At 73.5% G+C, this 20,441-nt stretch carries 18 protein-coding genes; 4 read left to right on the top strand and 14 right to left on the bottom strand.

The features are described from left to right. Positions 1-236: 236 nt before the first annotated feature. From ACWDX6_RS15145 to ACWDX6_RS15105, 9 genes are all read right to left on the bottom strand, one after another. Positions 237-1,517 carry a phage baseplate protein gene (locus ACWDX6_RS15145; RefSeq protein ID WP_451485390.1) on the bottom strand — a complete coding sequence of 427 codons (1,281 nt, stop codon included), beginning with the start codon at positions 1,515-1,517 and terminating at the stop codon, positions 237-239. A 168-nt stretch (positions 1,518-1,685) separates the two neighbouring features. Further along, entirely contained in the window at positions 1,686-3,407 is a 1,722-nt protein-coding gene (locus ACWDX6_RS15140; protein ID WP_451485389.1) for an acyl-CoA dehydrogenase family protein, read from the bottom strand. A gap of 152 nt (positions 3,408-3,559) precedes the next feature. After that, positions 3,560-4,129 (bottom strand): PadR family transcriptional regulator, encoded by a 570-nt coding sequence (locus ACWDX6_RS15135; RefSeq protein WP_451485388.1) that lies wholly within the window; start codon positions 4,127-4,129, stop codon positions 3,560-3,562. A gap of 85 nt (positions 4,130-4,214) precedes the next feature. After that, the gene (locus ACWDX6_RS15130; protein WP_451485387.1) at positions 4,215-5,216 is read right to left on the bottom strand and encodes a glutathione S-transferase family protein; all 1,002 of its coding nucleotides are present in this window, start codon (positions 5,214-5,216) and stop codon (positions 4,215-4,217) included. A gap of 133 nt (positions 5,217-5,349) precedes the next feature. Further along, positions 5,350-5,508, bottom strand: a complete 159-nt coding sequence (locus tag ACWDX6_RS15125; RefSeq protein ID WP_451485386.1) for a hypothetical protein — start codon at positions 5,506-5,508, stop codon at positions 5,350-5,352. Positions 5,509-5,559: 51 nt separating this feature from the next. Continuing rightward, positions 5,560-5,853 carry a hypothetical protein gene (locus ACWDX6_RS15120; RefSeq protein WP_451485385.1) on the bottom strand — a complete coding sequence of 98 codons (294 nt, stop codon included), beginning with the start codon at positions 5,851-5,853 and terminating at the stop codon, positions 5,560-5,562. A gap of 321 nt (positions 5,854-6,174) precedes the next feature. Beyond that, on the bottom strand, positions 6,175-7,629 hold the full coding sequence (locus ACWDX6_RS15115; protein WP_451485384.1) for an amino acid permease: 1,455 nt from the start codon (positions 7,627-7,629) through the stop codon (positions 6,175-6,177). Positions 7,630-7,695: 66 nt separating this feature from the next. Beyond that, on the bottom strand, positions 7,696-9,870 hold the full coding sequence (locus ACWDX6_RS15110) for a phage holin family protein (protein ID WP_451485383.1): 2,175 nt from the start codon (positions 9,868-9,870) through the stop codon (positions 7,696-7,698). A gap of 95 nt (positions 9,871-9,965) precedes the next feature. Continuing rightward, complete coding sequence (locus ACWDX6_RS15105; RefSeq protein ID WP_451485382.1) at positions 9,966-10,370, bottom strand: recombinase family protein; 405 nt, start codon at positions 10,368-10,370, stop codon at positions 9,966-9,968. Between the two features lie 344 nt (positions 10,371-10,714). Here ACWDX6_RS15105 and ACWDX6_RS15100 point away from each other — a divergent pair, with 344 nt between their 5' ends. After that, positions 10,715-11,494, top strand: coding sequence for an MBL fold metallo-hydrolase (locus tag ACWDX6_RS15100; RefSeq protein ID WP_451485395.1), 780 nt, complete (start codon positions 10,715-10,717; stop codon positions 11,492-11,494). Further along, the gene (locus ACWDX6_RS15095; protein ID WP_451485381.1) at positions 11,491-12,150 is read left to right on the top strand and encodes a DedA family protein; all 660 of its coding nucleotides are present in this window, start codon (positions 11,491-11,493) and stop codon (positions 12,148-12,150) included. Before ACWDX6_RS15100 ends, ACWDX6_RS15095 begins: the two co-directional genes overlap by 4 nt. Here ACWDX6_RS15095 and ACWDX6_RS15090 read toward each other — a convergent pair. The 3 genes from ACWDX6_RS15090 to ACWDX6_RS15080 form a co-directional block, all read right to left on the bottom strand. Further along, positions 12,130-13,161 carry an MBL fold metallo-hydrolase gene (locus tag ACWDX6_RS15090; RefSeq protein WP_451485380.1) on the bottom strand — a complete coding sequence of 344 codons (1,032 nt, stop codon included), beginning with the start codon at positions 13,159-13,161 and terminating at the stop codon, positions 12,130-12,132. The genes ACWDX6_RS15095 and ACWDX6_RS15090 overlap by 21 nt on opposite strands. A 70-nt stretch (positions 13,162-13,231) precedes the next feature. Continuing rightward, a complete protein-coding gene (locus ACWDX6_RS15085) occupies positions 13,232-14,464 on the bottom strand; it encodes an aminotransferase class I/II-fold pyridoxal phosphate-dependent enzyme (protein ID WP_451485379.1) in 1,233 nt (410 codons plus the stop codon). Between the two features lie 332 nt (positions 14,465-14,796). Beyond that, on the bottom strand, positions 14,797-16,647 hold the full coding sequence (locus ACWDX6_RS15080; protein WP_451485378.1) for a transketolase: 1,851 nt from the start codon (positions 16,645-16,647) through the stop codon (positions 14,797-14,799). A 195-nt stretch (positions 16,648-16,842) separates the two neighbouring features. Between ACWDX6_RS15080 and ACWDX6_RS15075 the strand changes: the two genes are divergently transcribed. Continuing rightward, on the top strand, positions 16,843-17,688 hold the full coding sequence (locus tag ACWDX6_RS15075) for a methyltransferase domain-containing protein (RefSeq protein ID WP_451485377.1): 846 nt from the start codon (positions 16,843-16,845) through the stop codon (positions 17,686-17,688). A gap of 31 nt (positions 17,689-17,719) precedes the next feature. Then, entirely contained in the window at positions 17,720-18,091 is a 372-nt protein-coding gene (locus tag ACWDX6_RS15070) for a VOC family protein (RefSeq protein WP_451485376.1), read from the top strand. A 28-nt stretch (positions 18,092-18,119) separates the two neighbouring features. On the opposite strand, the gene ACWDX6_RS15065 is transcribed toward ACWDX6_RS15070, so the two are convergent. Next, positions 18,120-18,686 (bottom strand): GNAT family N-acetyltransferase, encoded by a 567-nt coding sequence (locus tag ACWDX6_RS15065; protein ID WP_451485375.1) that lies wholly within the window; start codon positions 18,684-18,686, stop codon positions 18,120-18,122. 178 nt (positions 18,687-18,864) lie between these two features. After that, positions 18,865-20,292, bottom strand: coding sequence for an MFS transporter (locus ACWDX6_RS15060; RefSeq protein ID WP_451485374.1), 1,428 nt, complete (start codon positions 20,290-20,292; stop codon positions 18,865-18,867). Positions 20,293-20,441 lie beyond the last annotated feature (149 nt).

Below are 20,441 nucleotides of genomic sequence, written 5' to 3'. Positions count from 1 at the left end.
GGGGTGGCGCCGGTCTGCGGGGTGATGCCGGGCTCCAGGACGAGGTCGGCCCACTCCCCCGCCTCGACACCCCCGGTGGCGGCGGCGGCCGGGGATGCGGTGGCCAGGCTCCCCACGGTCAGGGCGGCGGGCAGGGCGAGAGCGGCACCGAGAAGGCTGCGGCGGTTCTGCGACATGGTCGATCGACTCCTTGACGAAGCGTGAGAAGAAAAGGGAAGAGAAGAGGGGCCTGGGGGTCAGCGCCAGACGGCGCTGAAACTGTCCAGCTGCGCCCAGGTGATGACGCTGTCGCTTCTCCCGCCGTAGACGCGCAGCTGCCGGTCCGTGCTCGCCTCGACGCGGGCGACGCACACACCGCCGGTGCTGTTGCGGGGCGCGGTGGCGCGCGTGGTCATGGTCGGGGTGAGCGTGTCCGGCAGCGTGGCGATGACGGCGTCCGTGGCGAAGGAGCCCTTGACGCCGCCGCTGAGCTGGAGCGTCGTCGTCCCGGCGATGGAGATCAGCCGGCCCTGGGGAGCGTTCCGGTCGGCGGTGACACCGGCGGCCAGGGTGAGCGGCTGCCAGTCGGTGAGGACCTTCACGCCGTCGACCTCCGGCGCCCCGGAGAGGAACATGATGGTGCAGGTGCGCGGGCCCTCCAGCTCTCCGGCGAAGCCGAAGTAGAGGTGCGGCACGCCGTCGTGGATCGCGACGGTCATGCCCTCGGGCTCACGGAAGGCGAGCCCGGGCGCGGCCACACAGAGCCGCTGGTCCAGGATGGCGCCGGTGGCCCAGTCGACGGCGGTCAGATAGGTGTTGCCCGGCGGCGGGTTCTGGGGGTAGTGGACGGGGTCGATGGGCATGCCGGAGAGCATGTACAGGACGCCGCCGTGGGAGGTGTAGCCCTGGAACCAGCCGTTCTGGTCGGGATGCGGGATGCGCTGGATCGGCTCCCACACGCCGGCCGACGCCTTGGCCAGGTCGTACCGCTCGAAGTAGTTCTCGTCGCCCACGGTGAAGCGGATCACGAGCTCGCCGGCGCTGCGGTCGATCGTGCAGGTGACGAACTCGGCGCCGGGTGCGGGCCGGTACGGGGTGGCGTGGAGGGAGGAGCCGTGATCCAGGACCGTGCCCGAGCGGAACTCGAAGTGGGTGACCGCCGTTCCGAACCCCTGCTTCTTGCTGTTGGGCCGGGACGCGGTCTCGGTCCACAGATGGACGACCCCGGCCCGGTTCTCCACGCCGAGGGCGACGCCGTGCCCGAAGCCGCGCAGATACATGTGCCCGGTGATCGCGCCGGACCGGTTCAGCCGGGTGACGCACAGGTCGCCGTGCTCGTTGCGGACGGCGTAACTGAGCGGCTCGGTCTCGTCGGGCAGCTGGATCCCGCCCCCCATCAGCTGGGTGACGAAGATGTCGCCCGACACGGGGTCGAAGCCGAACGACTGCATGACCGTGCCGTTCTTCAGCGGGCGCCGGTGGAGCAGTTTGCCCACCGGCCCCGCGAGGTCTATCCGTCCTTCGATGGTGACGCTCAACGCTGCCGCTCCTCGGTGTACTTCCGGCGTTTCCCGCCGAGAGAGGCGCAGTCTGCCAAACGGTCCGCCGGCGGTCGGGGGCGGGTGCCGGGGCGCCGAGGTGTGCCACCACCCGCCCGGGCCCCGGCCCTTCACCGGCCGGGGCCCGGTACGGCGGTCAGACGACGGTCACTGCCCCATCTCGTACGCCCCGGCGAGCGCCTCGACGCGCTCCCACACGCGGCCCGAGCGGGCCTCGTCGACGACGGGGCGGCGGACCGCGTCCAGGGCCCAGCGCTGCTGCTCGGCGGTGGCGGAGTCCTTGCCGTGGAGCTCGACGGCGTGCGCGGAGAAGTCGCGTACGAGGACGCCGAACAGCTCGTCCAGGACGTCCGCGTCCAGTCCGGTCAGACGCGCCTGCTCCAGGATCAGCTGGCCGTGGACGACGAGCGCGAAGAGCTGGCCGACCGCGAGGAGGAGGTCGAGGTCCCGGCTCTGCTCCTCGTCGGGCGCGGCCGTGGTGACGAACTCGCACAGGGCGTCCGCCTGCTCGCGGAAGCGGCGGACGTTGGGGATGTCGGCGTACGCGTCGTAGGCGGGGCGCCAGTCGTGGAAGCGTACGGAGCCCAGGCCGCGGGCCGGTCCCTGCTGGAAAAGGAAGGCGTCGTCGGCCGCGTCGAGGCGGGTGGGCACGGGCGCGTACTCGGCGGGGTTCAGCAGGTGGTTCCGCATGAACTTGAGGATGAGCGCGAGGTTGACGTGGACCGTGCCCTCCAGCTTGGGCAGCCCCCGGATCTCGATCGCGGCCTGTGCGAAGTAGTTGTCCTTCTCGAACCCCTTGGCCGCGATGACGTCCCACATCAGGTCGATGACCTTCTCGCCCTCCGTGGTCACCTTCATCTTCGTCATGGGGTTGAAGAGCAGGTAGCGGCGGTCGTCGGGGCCGGCGGAACGGAAGTAGTCGACGGCGCGGTCGCTGAAGAGCTTCATGCCGACGAGGCGGACGTACGCGTCGGTCAGCTCGCGGCGCACATGCGGGAAGGCGGTGACGGGCCGGCCGTAGAGGATCCGCTGGTGCGCGTGGGTGACGGCCTCGTACATCGCGTGCTCGCAGATGCCGATCGAGGCGGTGCAGAGGTTGAACTTGCCGACGTTGACGGTGTTGAGCGCGGCGTCGAAGGCGGCACGGCCCGTGTGCAGGACGTCCTCCGGCCCCACGGGGTAGTCCTCGAGCCGGAACTCGCTGACGTACTTGGAGGAGTCGACGACGTTCTTCACCAGGTGGTAGGCCGGGTGGCGGCTGTCGGCGGCGAAGAAGACGTATCCGTCCGGTCCTTCGACGTCGGTGCGGCGGCCGAAGACGGAGACGAGTCCGGCGGCGTTGCCGTTGCCGATGTAGTACTTGGAGCCGGTGGCACGGAAACCGCCCTGGCCGTCGGGCTCCAGAAGCATGTCGGTGGAGTAGATGTCGGCGCCGTGGGCCTTCTCGGAGAGGCCGAAGGCGAACACCTCCCCTTCGGAGAGGAGTTCGGCGGCGCGGGTGCGGGCGGCGGCGTTGTCGCTCTGCCACACCGGCCCCAGACCGAGGATGGTCACCTGCCAGGCGTACCAGTAGTCGAGCCCGTAGAAGCCGAATATCTCGTTCAGGGCGGCGATCCGGGCGGTGTCCCAGCGCTTGTCGCCGTTGTCGCCGGCGGCGGAGGCGGGGGTGAGGAAGGTCGCGAACAGCCCTTCCTTGGCGGCGAAGGCGAGGAAGTCCCCCAGCCAGGCACGGGAACGGTAGTCCTCGATCAGCCGGCGCTTGCCGCGGTCCTCGAACCAGTCGACGGTGGCGCGCAGCAGTCGCCGGGTCTCGGGGTCGAAGTGCGCCGGGTCGTACGTACGGGGGTTGAACAGCAGCGGGTCGGTCATGGTGTCCGCCTTTCCGGCGTCGGGTCGTCGCGTTCGAATCGGTCAGAAGGAGGCGAGTCGAGTCGAACCAGGTCGAGGCTGGTCGAGTCGTCGGCTTCGAGGGGTGAAGGGGTGCGGGAGACGAGGGCACGCGGGGGCTCGCCCCGGCCTGCTCATCGCTCGGTCGGGCCGAGCCTGCGGAGCGTGTCCAGTACGTCGTCGAGCCAGGCGAGCGTCATCCGCTCGTACGCGATGCCGCCGCGCAGCACCACGTGCTGGAGCTCCCGCCCCGCGTCGGGTGTCCCGCTGGGCCCCGGGGCCTGCGCTCCGGTGAAGTCCCGCAGCTCTCCGGCGAGATACCGGGCGAGCCGGTCGGTGTGCGCCTGATGGTGCCGCTCGACCTCGCGGATCAGCGCGGCGGGATCGTCGAAAGCCGCGCCGCGGATCTTCACGGCGAGGTCGTGGCGGACGCTTTCGGGTTCGATCGGCTCGTGCAGCCACTGGGACAGGGCGTCCCGCCCCAGGGGGGCGACGGAGTACTCCTTCTTGTCCGGGCGGCCCTGCTGCGGCACCTCCCGGACGTCCACCCAGCCCTCGGCCTCCATGCGCTTGAGCACGCGGTAGATCTGCTGGTGGGTGGCGGTCCAGAAGTAGCCGATGGACCGCTCGAACCGCCGGGCCAGCTCATAGCCGGAGCCCGGCTTCTCCAGCAGCGACACGAGGATCGCGTGTTCGAGTGCCATGCCCCGATCTTCGTATGCAACGAGTTGCATACACAAGCGGCGCGGCCTTCGATGAGACACGACTCACGCCGTGGTGCGCGCAGGCTCAGCCGCCCAGCGGTGTGTGGGCCGGTGGTACCGCTTCCCCGGCCGGGGGCGGGCCGGGCGGGGTGCCGTCGCCGAACGGCCGGCCGCCCAGCGCCGCGCGGCCGTGCGGGGTGAGCCAGCCCGACAGGTCCGGGCCCGCCGGGACGATCCCGGTCGGGTTGATGTCCCGGTGGACCAGGTGGTAGTGCCGCTTGATGTGGTCGAAGTCGACCGTGTCACCGAATCCGGGTGTCTGGAAGAGGTCGCGCGCGTAGGCCCACAGGACCGGCATCTCGGCCAGCTTCTGCCGGTTGCACTTGAAGTGACCGTGGTAGACGGCGTCGAAGCGGACGAGCGTGGTGAAGAGTCGTACGTCCGCCTCGGTGATCGTGTCGCCGACGAGGTACCGGGAGGTCTCGAGCCGCTCGGAGAGCCGGTCGAGACGGGCGAAGAGGCGGGAGTACGCCTCGGTGTACGCCTCCTGGGACCCGGCGAATCCCGCGCGGTAGACGCCGTTGTTCACGTCCCGGTGGACCTCCTCGTTCACCGCGTCGATCTCGGGGCGCAGCGCTTCCGGGTAGAGCGCCGGAGCCCCTTCGCGGTGATAGGGCCGCCACTGCGTCGACAGGTCGAGGGTGATCCGCGCGAAGTCGTTGGTCACCACCTTGCCGGTCGGCACGTCGACGATCGCCGGCACCGTGACGCCCCGGTCGTAGCCGGGGTCGCGGGCGAGGTAGGCGTCCTGGAGCCGCTCGATGCCGAGCACGCTGTCACGGCCGCCGGGGTCCAGGTCGAACGTCCAGCTGCGCTCGTCGTGCGTCGGGCCCGCGACGGCCATGGACAGAGCGTCCTCAAGGCCGAGGAGCCGCCGCACGATGACCGCCCGGCCGGCCCAGGGGCAGGCGCGGCTGACCACCAGGCGGTAGCGCCCCGGCTCCACGCGGAAGCCGTCCCGCCCGTCGGCGGTGATCCGGGTGGTGATGTAGCGGCTGTCACGGTTGTATCCCCCGTCGGGGTTCACATAGCTCACCTCATGGCCCTACCCCCGCGGGCCCCCGGCGACTCGGCGGCCACTCGAACACCACCGGCGGCTCCGCCGTCCACCGGCCCGGCAAGGCGTGATCCCCGCCGGGCCCTCTTCGGCGTCGGGTCGGTCAGCGGGTGGCGCGCCTCTCCTTCCCGGCGGGGGCGGTCGGGGCCTCCCGGCCGGGCGCGCGTTCCGGTTCCGGTTCGGTGGCGCGGGCGGTCCGTTCCTCGCGGGCGGCCTCGGCGCGCAGCAGGGCGTTGAGCACGGCGAAGGGGTCGACGGGCATGGTGAAGCTCCTTGCGGTGGGGGGTGAGGGGCGGTGAGAGGTACGGGCCTCTCAGCAGCGCATCACCACGCAGCGCAGGGCGCGGTCGCGCGGGGCCGGGTGGATGACGGACGCGGCGGCCGATGCGCGCCGGACGGGAGCGGGCGGGGCGGGCGGGCGCCCGCGCCGGGCGGCGGCCCGGCGCCGGGAGCGGGCCCGGCCCGGCGACGCCGCCTCGGACTCGGCCGTGTCGTGCGCCTCACCGCCAGGATCGGGCACGGCGGAAGCGGCGTGTCCGGCCTCGGTCCCGCCGCCCCCGGCCGTCCCGCCGCAGATCCCGAACAGCGCGACGAGCAGGGCCAGCACGGGCACCACCCCGACGCGCCACCACGGGCGCCCGCGCCGACGGCTCCGCGGTGGGGGAACGGGCGTGGCGGTGGCTGTGACGGCCGCCGGCCCGGGGTTGCCCGTCACGGGCGCTCCGGACGGTCGGGAGGGATCGGACAGGCCGGAGGGATCGGACAGGCCGGGCGGGCGGGCCCGGTCGGGGCGCGAAAAGGGGGGCCCGGGCGCGCTGGAGGTGGCCGCCGGGGTGGCGGGGAGCGCGGACGGAGGCCTCATGGAGATCCGTACTGCCCCGGTACGGATCCACCGCCCCCTTCCCCGCGCCGGATCCGCCCGGGCGGCCTACGCCGCGGCGTCCGAATTCACCGGACCGGCACAGGCGCTCAGGCCGCCGGCGCGCGCCTTGCGGGCCGACATCCACGCGTGGACGAGCACTCCCGCGAAGAGGAACAGCACGCCCTGGTAGACGGCGGCGTAGCCGGAGCCGGCCACCAGCCACATGGAGAAGGCGAAGGCCGCCCCGGCCAGGACCCCGTCGCGGATCAGGCGGCCGCGGTCGACGCGCTCGGACCGGCCGGAGAGGAGGAAGTAGATCTGGGCGGCGGTGGACAGCAGGTACGGGACGGTGGCCGTGAAGGTGGTGACCAGGACCAGGATCTCGAAGACGCCCTTCGTGCCGGCCGTGTAGTTGTACACCGTGAGCAGCGACGCCAGGACGACGGTCACGACGACACCGACCGTCGGGACCCCGCGCCGCTTGTGGGCGAAGGCCTTCGGGAAGAGGCCGTCCCGGGCGGCGGCGTACGGGGTCTGGGCGCTGAGCAGCGTCCAGCCGTTGAGCGCGCCGACCATGGAGACCAGCGCCATGCAGGCGATCGCCGTCCCGCCCCACGAGCCGCCGAACATCGCGTTCACCGCGTCGGAGAAGGGCGCGCCGGAGTCGACGAGCCGGTCGTGGGCGACGGTGCCGAAGACGCAGAGCGTGCCGAGGAGGTAGATCGCGGCGGCGCCGAGCGTGCCGAGGACGGTGGCCCGGCCGACGTTGCGGCGAGCGTCGCGGACCTCGCCCGCGCTGACGGCGGCCGACTCGACGCCGAGGTAGGAGAAGAGCAGGATCGCCGCGGAGGCGGAGACGGCGCCGAGCGCGCTGTCGCCGTCGGCGAGGAAGGGCCCGAGGTTGGCGCTGTCGAAGAAGAACAGTCCGCCGACGGCGACGACCAGGAGCGGGACGAACTTCAGGACGGTCGCCACGAGCTGCACCGCGCCGACGTAGCGGGTGCCCGCGAGGTTGGCGAGGGCGGGCAGCCACTGGAGGGTGAGGGCCGCGGCGATGGTGGCGGCCTTCGACTCGTGGACCGGGATCAGTACGTCGAGGTAGCCGACCGCGGCGACGGCGAGGGCCGCGTTGGAGACCCAGGTGGTGATCCAGTACGACCAGGCGGCCAGGAATCCGGCGAAGTCGCCGAACGCCTCGCGGGCGTAGACGTACGGGCCGCCGGTCCGCGGGTGGCGCCGGGCAAGCCGCCCGAAGACCAGGGCGAGGGCGATCGCTCCGAGGGTGAGGACTCCGAGGGCGACCAGGCTGATGGTGCCGTAGGGGGCGACGGAGGCCGGCAGGAGGAAGATCCCGCCGCCGATGATGTTGCCCATGACCAGGGCCGTCGCGATGGGCAGTCCGAAGCGCCGGGCGTGCCTATCGTCCTGGTCACCGCCCTGCCCGCCGTGCCGCTCGCCGTCGGCCCTGCCGCTCGGCGTGCTGTCGAGCGAGATGTCCTGTGGAGTTGTCGCCGTGCTCATGAGGGGGTGGTGCCTTCCGTCGTGCAAACCCGAATATCCTCGGACAACGGCGAACACCCGTCCAAATCAGCTGGTTTTGTCCTGCCCGACCGGGCCATCAACCGGAAGAAGTACTTCCGCATCGGCCGTGGGCAGTGAAATCTGCAGCGGAACCTGCGGCCCCGCGCACTCCCTCAGCCAGCCGCGCAGCACCCGGTGCACCTGCTCCGCGCCCACCAGACCGGCCGGCGGCGGCGACAGCTCCACCGGCGACAGCAGGAAGGGGTATGCCTGCTCGCCGCCGAGGCCGCCGTGCGAGCCGATCTGTTCCTCGAAGGCGTGGACCGTGCCCGTCGCCGGGTCGTACATCGAGTTGACCATGATGTCCGCGACGTGCGGGAAGCCGTCCGTGCGCCGCACCGCGTCCGCCGCGCCCGGCCCGAAGACGGCGAGCGGCCCGTCGTCGGCGAGTTCGGCGACCGGCACCTCCGCCCCGTCCCGGCCCAGCACGACCGAACCGTGCTCGGCGCTCGCGACCAGCAGGAAGCCGATGCCGGGATGGTTGGCCAGGGTCCGCAGCAGAGCGGGATGGCGGCGGTCGATCTCCTCCTTGGTCATCCGGTGCGGGACGTCGGGGAAGGAGATCAGTCCCAGATTGCCGGAGGCCAGCACCAGCGGCTCGGACGGCCGGCCGGCCGGCACCCCCGCCTGCCCGCGCGCCCCCGTCACCTCGCCGTACTCGCCGTACTCGTCGACCGGGCGGTGCAGCGCGCTGCGCAGTGCGTCGCGCGCCGCGTCCCTGGCCTCGGAGCCGCTGGGCGTGCGCCCGGCCCTGCGCGGTACGGGCAGTCCGCACCCGGCCCGTACGAGGTCCTTGAGGGTGAGCCCGTACGCGCCCTCGAAGGTCTCCCCGGGGCTCTGGCCGTGGTCGGAGAGGAGCACGATCCGGTACGGCCGGGGCGCGTGCTCCGCGACCTTCGCGATCAGGGCGATCGAGCGGTCGAGCCGCGCGAGCACCTGGTCGGTGTCCCGGCCGTGCGGCCCCGAGTGGTGCGCCACCTCGTCGTAGGCGACGAGGTCGGCGTAGACGGCGGTCCGTCCCGCGAGCAGGTCCCCGATCACCGCGGCGACCACCACGTCCCGCTCGACGACGGTGGCGAAGGCCCGGATGAAGGGGTAGGCGCCGCCCCGCGAGACCCGGGGGGCCTCCTTGCGCAGCCGCGCCCGGGTCGCCTGGACCGTCTCGCGGGCGGCCTCGGCGACGAACGACCCGGCGGTGCGCACGGCGTTGGCGGGGTCGGAGAAGTAGGCGAAGTAACCGGCCCGCGAGCGGTTGCGGCGGCCGCGCCGGGCGGCCATGGAGAGGACGAGCGCGAGCTGGTCGGCGCCGCCGCTGAACAGGTTGCCGCGGGAGGCCCCGTCGACCGTCAGCAGCCCGCCGTCCCCGGTGCGTGCGATGGCGCGGCGCTGGAGCTCGACGGCACCGGCCGGCCGGTTGCTGACCATCAGCCGGCCGGTGTCCTTCTCGTACCAGCGGAACGCGGGCACGTCCTCGTTGGAGCCGTGCAGGATGCCGAGCTGGCTGGCGCCGGTCTGGCTGGACCAGTCGGTGCGCCAGGGCGTGAGCCGGTGGGTGGTGTCGAGCCAGCCGGCGACGGTGGGCATCAGTCCGGCGGCGACGGCGTCGCGGAGCACCTGGTGGCCGACGCCGTCGAGTTGCAGGAAGAGGGTGCCGTGGACCGGTTCGGGCCCCGGTCCGCCGGGAGTTCCGCTCGCCGGGCGGGTCCTGGTGCGGTCGGCGAGACGGTAGAGGCGGCGGCGGTAGGCGTCGTCGTCGCGGACGGCCAGGGCGGTGGAGGTGGCCGAGGCGACGGCGGACATCACCGCGGCGACCACGACGGCGGTCTCCGGGTCGGCGGCGCCCCGCCCGTCGGGGATCAGCCAGAGCGCCACGAGCAGCAGCGAGCCGTTGAGGAAGAACACCAACAGGCCGAGTATCAGGGCCGGTACGAGCAGCAGGGCCCGTACGATCACGGGCCACACCAGCGCGCCGAGGAGGCCGAACGCGCCGGCGCCCCAGACGGCGGTGAGCGCGGTGCGGGTGATGGTGTCGCCGTCAGGGGACTGGAGCTGGAAGTCGGGCAGCAGTCCGGCCAGGGCGAGCATGGTCAGGGTGGACACCGCCCAGACCACGATCACCCGCAGCAGTGCGCCGCCCGCGGTCCGCCAGCGTCCGGCGATCCGCCATCGCCCGTCTCCCACGCCTGTTTCACCTTTCACCCGTTTCCTGCCTCAAGCGTGGCACAGCGCCCTGTCCGGCCCGGGCGAAAGGTCGGCCCGGGCCGAAGGCGTGCGTGCTAGCAGCCGTCGTATCCGGCGGTGGGCATGGAGAGCCGGCGGTGGACGTCGGCCTTTCCGGCCGCGTCGTACGCCGGCTCGTCCAGGCCCGCGGTCTCCAGGCGTACGCCCCGCCGCTCGCACTCCGCGAAGAAGCCGGGGACGTCGGTCAAGGCCCGTGCGAGGACGCGTTCGTTGGGGGCGACGAAGAGGTCAATCTCCCCCGCGTCGACGTCGGCCCAGAGCGCGTCGTGGTCGGGGCGGATTCCGTAGAAGAGCAGCTGCCGTGCCATCACATAGCCCTTGTCGCGGGCCCAGCGGGCGCACATCGCGTGCTGGCTGCGGGTGTCGACCAGGAAGGGGTCGCTGTCGAGTTCCTCGAGCGGGGTGAGGCTGGCGATCGCCGCCACCCGAACGTCGTCCATGGGCCGACCCTACTCCGAAGCCGGACGGGCGAGGAGGGCGCGGCCGGACCGGGGCGCGGGGCCGGAGGAGCGGCGCGGGCGGGCCGTGGAGAGCCGGGACTCACGGCGGGGAGGAGTAGCCACAGGTGTGGCAGATCCTCCAGCCGTCCTGGGTGACCGCCAGGACGCCTCCGCAGCGCGGGCACTGCGCCGAATTGCCGATCGTCCCCTTGGTGCTCACCGCGGCTCCCATCGCCTCGCTGACGGATGGCTACCCCCGTGCCCCGCCCCGGACGCCCCGCATCACCCGCCGGGGCATCTACTCTCGTAACGGAGTGCCGAGGTCGTCGACGGGAAGGGCGGGCGTGCCGGTGGAGGTCACCTGGTGGGGTCACGCCACATGCACGGTCGAGGACTCCGGGGTCCGCTTCCTCACCGATCCCCTCTTCGCGCGCCGGCTCGCGCATCTGCGGCGGCGGCGCGGCGCGCTTCCGCCCCCCGAGGCCGCTGCCGCCGAGGCGGTGCTCGTCTCCCATCTGCACGCGGACCATCTCCATCTGCCCTCGCTGGCCCGGCTCGCGCCCGGGACCCGGCTGATCGTGCCGGACGGTGCCCCGCGCGCCGTGCCGGGGCTGCGGAAGCTGGACGGCCTCGGCCTGCGACTGACCGAGATGGCGCCCGGCGACGAACTGGCGGTGGAGGGCGTGACCGTACGGGCCGTGCCCGCCCTGCACGACGGACGGCGCCTCCCGGTGGGGCCGCACCGCTCCCCCGCGCTCGGCTATGTGGTCGAGGGCGAGGCGCGGACCTACTTCGCCGGGGACACCGGCCTCTTCGACGGGATGGCAGGGGCGGTGGGGCCGGTGGACGTGGCACTGCTTCCGGTGGGTGGCTGGGGGCCGTACCTGGGCCACGGCCATCTGGACGCGGGGCGGGCGGCCCGGGCGCTGGCGGCGCTCGCGCCGGCCGCGGCGGTGCCGGTGCACTACGGCACGTACTGGCCGATCGGGATGGACGCCGTGCGGCCGCACGAGTTCCACGCGCCCGGTGACGAGTTCGTCCGGCACGCGGCGCGGCTCGCGCCGAAGGTGGCGGTGCATCTCCTCGGGCACGGCGAGCGGGTGCGGCCGGAGGTCGCCCGGTGATCGACGGGCTGCTGGAGGCGGTGCGGGAGCTGCCGCCCGAGTCGACGCAGCGCGCGGTCGGCTATCCCTCGCTGTTCCTGCTGGTGGCGCTGGGCGCGCTCGTGCCGGTGGTGCCGACGGGCGCGGTCGTCAGCTCGGCGGCCGTCGTCGCCTTTCACCAGACGGCGCCGCTCCCGCTGCTCTTCGTCTTCCTCGTGGCGGCCTTCGCGGCGCTCGTGGGCGATGTGGCGCTGTACTGGCTGGGCCAGCGCGGTGTCCGGTCGAAGAACGGTTCGCGGTGGCTCGCGGCGCTGCGCGGCCGGGCGGCCCCGGAGCGGCTCGCGCAGGCGAGGGAGCGGCTGGAGACCCATCGGGTGTCGGTGCTCGTCCTGTCGCGGCTGGTGCCGGCCGGGCGGATCCCGGTGATGCTGGCGTGCCTGCTCGCGGGTATGCCGCTGCGCCGGTTCGTCCGGGGGGACCTGCCGGCGTGTCTGGCGTGGGCGGCGACGTATCAGCTGATCGGGATTCTGGGCGGCTCGCTCTTCCCCGAGCCGTGGCAGGGCGTGGTGGCGGCGGTGGTCCTGGCGCTGCTGATCAGCGGGGCTCCTGGGCTGTGGCGTCGGGTACGGGCGGCGCGGCGGGAGGACGCGAACACGTCAGGCGGCGAGCACGCGTGAGGCGCCGACCGGGAGGTCCCAGAGGTCCTCGCGGGGCAGACCGGCCCGTTCCCAGGCGGCCCGGACCCGGGTGAGGGGTTCGAGGACCGGCTCGGAGGAGAGGACGAACGTCGCCCAGTGCATGGGCGCCATCCGCCGCGCGCCGAGGTCCTGGAACGCGCGGACGGCCTCCTCGGGGTCGGTGTGGACGTCGCGGAGCCACCAGCGCGGCGCGTAGGCGCCGATGGGGAGCAGCGCGAGGTCGATGCCGGGGTGGCGGCGGCCGATCTCGGCGAACCAGTGGCCGTAGCCGGTGTCCCCGGCGAAGTAGACCTGGCGGCCGGAGGGGTCGGTGAGGACCCAGCCGCCCCACAGGGAGCGGCAGGTGTCGCGGAGCGTTCGCTTCGACCAGTGGTGGGCCGGGACGAACTCCACGCGCACGCCGTCGAGTTCGCACGCCTCCCACCAGTCGAGTTCGGTGACCCGGGTGAACCGCCGGCGGGTGAACCAGGGGCCGAGTCCGGCGGGGACGAAGACCGGGGTGTCCCGGGGCAGCCGCCTGAGGGTGGGCGCGTCGAGGTGGTCGAAGTGGTTGTGGCTGATGACGACGGCGTCGACCCGGGGCAGGTTTTCCCAGGCCACCCCGACCGGGGTGATCCGGGCCGGGGTGCCCAGGATCCGGCGCGACCAGACGGGGTCGGTGAGGACGGTCAGGCCGCCGATGCCGACGATCCAGCTGGCGTGTCCGGCCCAGGTGACGGAGACGGTGCCGGGCCCGGCGGCCGGCAGCGGGCCGGGCTCGTACGGCAGCAGCGGGATGTCGCGCAGCCCCTCGCGGCCGGGGCGCATGGTGCCCTCGCGGGCCAGCCGGGCCATGGCGCGGACGCCGGGGAGCGGGGCGGTGAGGCGGTCGGCGAAGGAGCACGGCCAGTCGTCCCGGAGCCGCCCGAGGGGCTGGAGCACCGGGGCCGGGGCCGTGGGTGCGGGGCGGGTGAGCGGGGGCTCGGCCGGGCTTGCCGTCTGTTCCGTCATCTGCGGGCTCCGTTCTCGGCAGCTCGTCGGGGATATCCGGTTCTGGGGTGGTGCCGGAGTTTCCCGGGGGTCACCGGAGTTCCTCCAGGGCGGCTCCGAAGGATGCCAACGCGCGGCTCACGTGCGGCAGTTCCTCGGGCGCGGCGGCGGTGAGCGCCTCCTTCCGCTCCTCCTCGGCCGGGCCCAGGAGCGCTCCGGTGTCGAACCTCACCCGCAGCGCCCCGAGTTCGTCGCCGAAGCGGTGGCCGCCGGGGACGGGGGTGCCGAGCCGTTCGGTGAGATGGTTCTCCAGCTCCATGGAGTCGGTGACGCCCCGTGCGGCGAGCCCGGCCCGCAGCGGTCCGAGGTCGGCGTAGAGATGACGGCCGGCCTGCGGGGGCAGGGCGAGGGCTCCGGCGGTGAGGACGGCCCGGTGGGCGGCCGCGCCCACGCGCGCGTGGAGGGCGGCGCTCTGGGCGGCCCGTACGGTGACCTCCTCGGGTTCGTCGAGGGCGTACGCCGCGGCGGGTGCGACCGGGCCGGCGACGACGGCGCCGAGGGCGGTGAGGACGTCCAGGGTGCGGGCCCGCGGGTCGGCGTACCGGTCGTCGCGTGACGGGGCGGTGGGCGGGAAGCGGGCGACGGCGCAGGGCCAGGCGGCGGGGGCGAGGGCGCCGGCCAGGTCGTAGAGGACGGTGACGTCGTCCGGGCACATCTCGGCGGGGCTGAGCAGCACGGTGTCCTGGGGGCGGTGCAGGGTGTCGCGCCAGGTCTCGTCGCTGATGATGTGCAGCCCCTCGGCGACGGCCGCCTCGCAGGCCTCGCGGACCAGTTCGGGCGGGGCGACGGTGCCGGTGGGGTCGTCGGCGACCGAGATCAGCAGCAGCCGGGGCTGTCCGCCCTCGGCGCGCACCCGCCGCACGGTCTCGAACAGGGCGTACGGGTCGGGGATGCCGCCGCACTCCGCGGGGGTGGGTACGTGGTAGGCGGGGCGGCCGAGCAGCCGCGCCTGCGGCGTCCACCAGGCGGGGCACGGCCGGGGCATCAGGACGTCCCCGCCGTGGGCGGCGAGGAGGGCGAACAGCAGGGGCTGGGCGCCGGGGGCGGCGACCACGTCCTCGGCGTGGGTGCGCAGTCCGCGCCGCCACCAGTACCCGCCGGCGGCCTCGCGCAGGACGGGGCCTCCGCCGGGCGGCTCGACGGTGCCGCGGCCGGCGGCCGCGGCGAGGATCGCGGCCTGCCCGGGGAGCACGGGCAGGTCGGGCTCCGGCACGGGGGGCCCGTAGCGCACCGGGCCGCGGCCTTCCGGAGCCGTCTGTCGCATGTTCCGTACCTCCTGAGCCACGGGCGGCGCACGCCCATGGCGCCACTGCCCTTTATACGAAGAATCATGGGGATTCGCCGCCCCAGAGGGCGGCGCCGGCGGGTGGTCCGACCGGCGCCGGACCGGGTGCCGCCGGAGAAGAGCGGTGCACGCGGTACCCGCCGCCGTCGGGGTGACGGAGAGGCGACACTCGGCGCGGGGCGCGGTCCGCACGGGAGCAGGTCCGCACGGGCGGACCTCGTCTGCCCGGCCCCGGTCGACCGGCCGCGCGGCCGGTCCTCCGCCGCCCGCCGTCCGCGCTCCGGCCGCCGCCCGGTGCCCGGTCGCCGACGTCAGCGCACGAGGACCCGTTCCAGCATCAGCTCGACCGCCGACACGATCGCGTCCGCGTCGATCCCCGCCTCGTGGAGCTGTTCCTCCGGCGTCGCGGAGGCGGGCATGGAGCGGACGGCGAGCCGGGCCAGGCGGGGCACGTCGCCGTGGCCGTTGGCGTACGCCTCGGCGACCGCGTCGCCGATCCCGCCCTCGGGCCGGTGGTCCTCGACGGTCAGGACGCAGCCCGTGGCGCCGGCCGCCTGGTCGAGGGTGGCGGTGTCCACCGGCTTGACCGAGTACAGGTCGATGACCCGTACGGGCAGGCCGAGCTCCTCCAGCCGGTCGGCGGCGCGCAGCGCCTCGTGGACGGTCGCCCCGGCGGCGACGACGGTCGCGCGGTCGTCCTCGCCGTGGCTGCGCAGCACCTTGCTGCCGCCGACCGGGAACTCCTCCTCGGGGCCGTAGAGGACCGGGGACCCGCCGCGGGACGTGCGCAGATAGCGGACGCCGTCCAGGTCGGCCATCGCCGCCACCAGCTTCGCCGTCTGGTTCGGATCGCAGGGGTAGAGGACGGTGCTGCCGTGCACCGCCCGCATCATCGCCAGGTCCTCCAGGCCCATCTGGCTGGGCCCGTCCTGACCGATGGCGACACCGGCGTGGGAGCCCACCAGGTTGATCCCGGCCCTGCTGACGGCCGCCATCCGGATGAAGTCGTGGGCCCGGGTGAGGAAGGCGGCGAACGTCGAGGCGTACGGGACGTAGCCGCGCGCCTGGAGCCCCACGGCGGCCGCGACGAGCTGCTGCTCGGCGATCCAGCATTCGAAGTGGCGTTCGGGATGCGCCTTGGCGAAGTACTCGGTGCGCGTCGAGTCGCCGACCTCGCCGTCGAGCGCCACGACGTCACCGCGCACGGCGCCGAGGGCGGCGAGGGCCTCTCCGTAGGCGTCGCGGGTGGCGACCTTCTCGCCGCCCTTGTCGTAGCGCGGGAGATCCGGCGCGCGGCCCCGTTCGTGGCGGGGGACCTGCGCGGCGGGCGGGTCGGTCACGTCGACCTGGAGGTCGCTGGTGCCGCCCAGCTCGGCGATGGCGGCCTCGGCGTCCGGGAGCGGTTTGCCGTGCATGCCCTCGCGGTTCTCCACGGCGGCCACGCCCCGGCCCTTGCGGGTGGCGGCGAGGATCGCGGTGGGACGCCCGACGGTGGCGCGGGCCTCCCGCAGCGCCGCGTCCACGGCGTCGACGTCGTGCCCGTCGATCGGCACGGTGTGCCAGCCGAAGGCTTCGAGGCGGGCGGCGTAGGCGCCCAAATCGTGCTGGTGGCGGGTGGGTCCGCGCTGGCCGAGGCGGTTGACGTCGACGATCAGCGTGAGGTTGTCCAGGCGGCAGTACGAGGCGTGCTCGACGGCCTCCCAGACGGATCCCTCGGCCATCTCGCTGTCCCCGCAGACCACCCAGACCTGGTACGGGACGTGGTCGAGGAACTTCCCGGCGAGCGCCATGCCGACCCCGACGGGCAGGCCCTGGCCCAGGGAGCCGGTCGCGACGTCGACCCAGGGCAGCCGGGGCGTGGGGTGGCCTTCGAGGAGGCTGCCGCGGCGGCGGAAGGTGAGCAGTTCGCCGTCGGCGACGACGCCGGCCGCCCGGTACATGGCGTAGAGCAGGGGCGAGGCGTGCCCCTTGGAGAGGATGAGGCGGTCGTTGCCCGGATGGTCGGGGCGGTCGAAGTCGTAGCGGAGGTGGCGGGCGAGGAGGACGGCGCCGATCTCCGCGGCCGACATCGAGGAGGTGGGGTGGCCCGAGCCGGCCGCGTCGGCGGCTCGCACGGAGTCGACCCGGAGCTGCTGGGCGAGCGCGGACAACGTTTCGTTCATGGCGGACCTTCCTCCACGCGTTCTTCTGTCGCGGCGGGCGGGCACTGTCGGCGGTGCACACCACGCGGGTGCCCAGGGAGCCGGGGAGTAACCCGGGGAGTCCACCGACACCTTGTCCATATCTCAAGATTTACGTCTCACGATATGGCGGTGGGGCGTACGGTGACCCTACCCACCACCCAAGGGAGTCCGGCCATGGCGCAGAAGTCCGAGCACCAGCAGAAGTCCGAGCACCAGGAGACCGCCGTCTACACCCACGGCCACCACGAGTCGGTGCTGCGCTCGCACAGCTGGCGCACCGCCGCCAACTCCGCGGCGTATCTGGTCCCGGAGCTGCGGCCGGGTCTGGACGTCCTGGACGTGGGCTGCGGGCCGGGGACCATCACCGCCGATCTGGCCGCACTGGTCGCGCCCGGCCGGGTGACGGCGGTGGACGCGGCCGAGGACGTCCTGGCCAAGGCGCGCGCCCACGCCGCCGAACGGGGCGTTCGGAACGTGGAGTTCGCGGTCGCCGACGTGCACGCCCTGGACTTCCCCGACGACTCCTTCGACGTCGTCCACGCCCATCAGGTGCTGCAACACGTCGGCGACCCGGTGCGGGCGCTGCGGGAGATGAGGCGGGTGTGCCGTCCCGGGGGGCTGGTGGCCGCCCGCGACAGCGACTACGGCTCCTTCGCCTGGTACCCGGAGCCGCCGGCCCTGACCGAGTGGCGCGAGCTGTACCGGCGTGTCGCGCGCGCCAACGGCGGTGAACCGGACGCCGGGCGGCGGCTGTTCGCCTGGGCGCGGCAGGCCGGGTTCACCGACGTCACGACGACCGCGGCGACCTGGTGTTTCGCCACCGCGCAGGAGCGGGCGTGGTGGAGCGGGCTGTGGGCGGACCGCACGACCGAGTCGGTGTACGCGAAGCTGGCGGTGGACGGCGGCCACACCACGGGGGAACGGCTGGCGGCGATCGCCGAGGCGTGGCGGGAGTGGGGCCGGCGGGAGGACGCCTGGTTCATGGTGCCGCACGGCGAGATCCTGTGCCGGGTCTCCTGACGGTCCGCCCCGGTCAACTAGGGTCGTCCGTATGGACATTCTCGGAACCACGCTGCGTGTCTGTGTCGACGACCTCGATACGGCGGTCGGCTTCTACGAGCGGCTCACCGGCGGCCGTGCCCTGCGCTTCGAGCGTGGTGGCGTCTCGGTCGCGGCCGTCGGGTGTTTCCTGCTGATGAGCGGTCCGGAGTCGGAGCTGGAGGTGCTGCGCAAGGTCGCGGCGACCATCTCCGTCCAGGATGTGGACGCCGCGTTCACCTCGCTCACCGAGGCCGGCGCGAGGGTCCTGGCCGGCCCGGTGCCGACCCCGGCGGGCCGCAACCTCATCGCGGTCCACCCGGACGGCTCGGTCTTCGAGTACGTCGACCAGCGCCGGGGTCAGGGCGCCGTCCGGACCCCGTAGCGGTCCGGGAGCGGCTCGTGGCTCTCACCTAGGACGGGGTGCGCCGCGCCACGGGTCCGGGCGGGGCGGTGACGGCCCAGCGTTCGTGGTCGCGCCAGGCGCCGTCGATGAAGAGCATCGCGGGCGAGAAGCCTTCGAGGCGGAATCCGGCGCGGCGCACCAGGGCGCGGGAGGCGGCGTTGCCCGGCTGGATGTTGGCCTCCAGGCGGTGCAGCCCGAGCGGGCCGAAGGCGTACGGCAGGAGGAGTCCCAGCGCTTCGGTCAGGAGTCCGCGGCCGGCGGCGTGCGCGAAGGCGCCGTAGCCGAGGGCTCCGCTGAGGAAGGCGCCGCGGACGATGTTGTTGATGTTGACGAATCCGGCGAGCCGGCCGTCCTCCTCCCGTTCGCAGACGAGGAACCCCTCCCTCGCCGGGTCCTCGTCCATCGCCCCCGCGTAGGCCGCGTACGCCTGGAGGCTGTCCGGTGGGAAGAGCCAGGGGCGGTGCAGCTCGCGGCTGGCGCGGACATGGGCGGTGAACTCCTCCGCGTCGGCGGGCGTGTAGGGCCGCAGCCCCACACGGGGGCCCGCGGTGAGGTATCGGGGGTCGTCGATCACCCTGCCAGGCTATGCCCGGACGCCGTCCCCGGACGCGGGGGTACGCCGGAGATCACGCCCGCCCCCGTGGGACCAGGAGGGAGGGCTCCGGTCCGCACGGGGGCGGCGGGAAACGGCGTACGGTCCGCCGGGCGAAGGGCCGTACGGGTGAGGCCACGCGGGCGGGCCGGCCGCCCGGTCAGTGGTGCGAGAGCACCAGCCGCGGTTCGTCCTCGGAGGCGTCGGCCGGCTCGGGGCGCTCGATGAGCAGGGCCGTGACGACGCCGATGCCGAGCAGGGCGAGCGCCGCGTACATCGCGTGCTGGTAGCCGGCCTCGGTGACGCCCTGGGCGTCGCTGCCCGCCGTGATCATCGCGGAGGCGAGGGCGATGCCGAGCGAGGCACCGATGCCGAAGCAGGCGCCGTTGAGCCCGGAGAGCGAGCCCGGCTTGTCCTTGGGGGCGGTAGTGACGGCGAGGCCGTTGAGGCCGGTGAGCATGAAGCCGCCGTAGGTGACACCGAGCGCGGCCAGCGCGGCGACCAGGATCCACTCCTGGTGCAGGAAGAAGGTGGCGAAGAGGAAGATCGCGAAGTTGGCGACGGCGCCGGCGACGACGATCGTGCGCCAGCCGATCTTCGGACCGAGGCGGCCGGTCAGCGGGGCGGAGACGACGCCGATCAGCTGGATCGGGGTGAGGAAGAGGACGGCCGCGGTGACGGCGGAGAGGCCGAGGCCGACGCGTACGTCCTGGGAGAACAGCGGGATGGTGAGCGCGATGGCTCCGAAGGCGCCGCCGAGGGTGCAGATCGTGGTGAGGAGCAGCGGCCAGGCGCGGCGCGAGGCGAGGACCTCGATGTCGATGACGGGGTTGGCGGCGCTCTTCTGCGACACGACGAAGAAGGCGAGCGAGGCGAGACCGCCGAGCAGGAAGCCGAGGGTGAGCACGGAGGTCCAGCCCCAGGCGGCGCCCTGGGCGAGGCCGACGAGGATGCCGGTGAGGCCGAGCGCGAGGGCGGCGATGCCCCGGGAGTCGAGACGGCCGTCGGGGGCGGCGGCCGGGACGTCGGGGACGTACTTCCGCACGCCGATCAGGCCCGCGACCGCGATCAGCGTCGAGCAGACGAAGATGCCGCGGAAGCCGATGGTGTCGGCGATCTGGCCGCCGGCGATGGCGTCGACGCCCGCCAGGCCGCCGTTGACGGCGGTGATGATGCCCGCGGCCTTGCCGAAGCCGGCCGGGCTGAGCAGCTGGTTGAGGGTGAGGAAGGCGAGGGTGAACATCGCGGCGGAGATGCCCTGGAGGACACGGCCGGCGATGAAGACCTCGATGTTGGGCGCGAAGACGCAGAGCAGGTTTCCGGCGATCAGCACAAAGGCGCAGACGATCATCATCGGCTTGCGGCCGCGCTGGTCGCTGAGGCGCGCGAGGGTGACCTGGCCGATGGCCGCCATCAGGAAGAAGAGGGTCTGGGAGAGACCGGCGGCGGCCGTGGTGGTGCCCAGGCGCTCGATGACATCCGGCAGCGCGGGGCTGAGCATCGTGGCGTTGATCTGGTAGCCGAGGACGGCGAGCACCATCGCCAGGAGCATGGGCCCACGGCCGCTGAGGTCGGATTTTGCTGACATGTCGGCCCCTTTGCCTTGGATGTCACGTCGTTACGCGCACTACTCGTCTTGCTTGTCTGACAAGCAGCGCCACGACAGGCTGGACTCTACGCGCTTCACACGTCAAGACCCTTTGACCTGTGAATCCGAATACCGTTGACTTGCCGACA

The organism is Streptomyces sp. NPDC003027, assembly GCF_053591435.1.
Note: the sequence above shows the minus strand (reverse complement) of the source record. Positions and strands in the feature narration are given on the sequence as shown.

Bases quoted from the DNA above. Each gene is read 5' to 3' on its own strand.
- ACWDX6_RS15140 (WP_451485389.1), bottom strand. From the start codon at position 3,407: ATGACCGACCCGCTGCTGTTCAACCCCCGTACGTACGACCCGGCGCAC.
- ACWDX6_RS15135 (WP_451485388.1), bottom strand. From the start codon at position 4,129: ATGGCACTCGAACACGCGATCCTCGTGTCGCTGCTGGAGAAGCCGGGC.
- ACWDX6_RS15125 (WP_451485386.1), bottom strand. From the start codon at position 5,508: ATGCCCGTCGACCCCTTCGCCGTGCTCAACGCCCTGCTGCGCGCCGAG.
- ACWDX6_RS15115 (WP_451485384.1), bottom strand. From the start codon at position 7,629: ATGAGCACGGCGACAACTCCACAGGACATCTCGCTCGACAGCACGCCG.
- ACWDX6_RS15105 (WP_451485382.1), bottom strand. From the start codon at position 10,370: ATGGACGACGTTCGGGTGGCGGCGATCGCCAGCCTCACCCCGCTCGAG.
- ACWDX6_RS15090 (WP_451485380.1), bottom strand. From the start codon at position 13,161: ATGACGGAACAGACGGCAAGCCCGGCCGAGCCCCCGCTCACCCGCCCC.
- ACWDX6_RS15085 (WP_451485379.1), bottom strand. From the start codon at position 14,464: ATGCGACAGACGGCTCCGGAAGGCCGCGGCCCGGTGCGCTACGGGCCC.
- ACWDX6_RS15080 (WP_451485378.1), bottom strand. From the start codon at position 16,647: ATGAACGAAACGTTGTCCGCGCTCGCCCAGCAGCTCCGGGTCGACTCC.
- ACWDX6_RS15075 (WP_451485377.1), top strand. From the start codon at position 16,843: ATGGCGCAGAAGTCCGAGCACCAGCAGAAGTCCGAGCACCAGGAGACC.
- ACWDX6_RS15070 (WP_451485376.1), top strand. From the start codon at position 17,720: ATGGACATTCTCGGAACCACGCTGCGTGTCTGTGTCGACGACCTCGAT.
- ACWDX6_RS15060 (WP_451485374.1), bottom strand. From the start codon at position 20,292: ATGTCAGCAAAATCCGACCTCAGCGGCCGTGGGCCCATGCTCCTGGCG.